This window comes from Neisseria sp. P0021.S007 (assembly GCF_051956855.1).
In genome coordinates this window covers 1-1,280 of the sequence record NZ_JBQCXA010000087.1, presented here as the reverse complement: position 1 = coordinate 1,280, position 1,280 = coordinate 1, and the positions used below count along the sequence as shown (strand labels likewise).

1 protein-coding gene and 1 pseudogene are annotated in these 1,280 nt (G+C 53.0%); both read right to left on the bottom strand.

Translation table 11 applies throughout. From position 1 onward, the window contains the following. Positions 1 to 233: pseudogene (locus tag ACTHUR_RS11310) on the bottom strand (hemagglutinin repeat-containing protein); the annotation flags it as partial. A 146-nt stretch (positions 234 to 379) separates the two neighbouring features. Continuing rightward, positions 380 to 1,280: IS5 family transposase (locus ACTHUR_RS11305; protein WP_440398634.1), on the bottom strand; the 901-nt coding region annotated here is incomplete at its 5' end.

Sequence of the window (1,280 nt, the reverse complement as noted above, 5' to 3'; positions counted from 1 at the left end):
GATGAACTTGCGCCGTTTTTATCGGCTACGCTTGTCAGGTGTTTGTCTTGAGGCTTATTTTGTGCGCTCTGCCCCAGTGTTTTGCCGCTTACGGCAACGTTGGCACCCAATCCAAAACTTTCGCCTTCGTATCGGCTGTAGTTTTGAATGTCGCTATGGGTGAGGGTGGCCGTCTGAAAGCGGTTTTTGCCTTCGTCTTCTGCGCTTTGGCCAGACGTGATGATGCCGCCTGAGACCTTGGCAAAAAAGCCCTTCCCACAACAGTCGAAACCCCAACACAGGTTTTCGGCTGTTTCCGCCACCAATCACTCCCTAACTCTACCCAAATACCCCCTTAATCCTCCCCGGACACCCGATAATCAGGCATCCGGGCCGCCTTTTAGGCGGCAACAGACACACTTAGCCTGTTAGCCGCCTTCAACAGGTTTAGACACATCGCCTTCAGATGGCTTTGCGCACTCACTTTAATCAGCCCGAAATAGGCTGCCCGGGCATAGCGGAACTTACGGTGCAGTGTACCGAAGCTTTGTTCGACCACATAACGGGTCTTCGACAAATATCGGTTACGTTTGGTTTGCGCTTCCGACAGCGGACGATTACGGTGTGCTTTGCGCATAATGCCGTCCTGCAGCCGATGCTCTTTCAGATGTTGCCGGTTTTCCTCACTGTCATAGCCTTTGTCGGCATAGACGGTCGTACCTTTGGGCAGTCCTTCCAACAAAGGCGACAGGTGTTTGCACTCATGGGCATTGGCGGGAGTGATGTGCAGTTTCTCGATATAGCCTTCCGCATCGGTACGGGTATGTTGTTTGTAACCGAGTTTGTAGAGGCCGTTTTTCTTTATCCAACGGGCATCGCTGTCTTTACTCGGTGTGGTTTGGCTGCTGACTTGTCCTTCTTCATCAACTTCTATGGCCTGGCGCTGTTTGCTGCCGGCGGTCTGAATAATGGTGGCGTCAACGACGGCGGCGGATGCTTTCTCTACTTTTAGGCCTTTTTCAGTCAGTTGGCGGTTAATCAGTTCCAGCAGTTCGGACAGGGTGTTGTCTTGCGCCAGCCAGTTGCGGTAGCGGCATAAGGTGCTGTAATCGGGGATGCTCAACTCGTCGAAACGGCAAAACAGGTTGAAGTCGATGCGGGTGATGAGGCTGTGTTCGAGTTCGGGATCGTAGAGGCTGTGCCATTGTCCGAGCAGGACGGCTTTGAACATGGATAGCAGTGGATAGGCGGGACGACCGCGGTGGTCTCGAAGGTAACGGATTCTTTGACGGTTCAGGTAC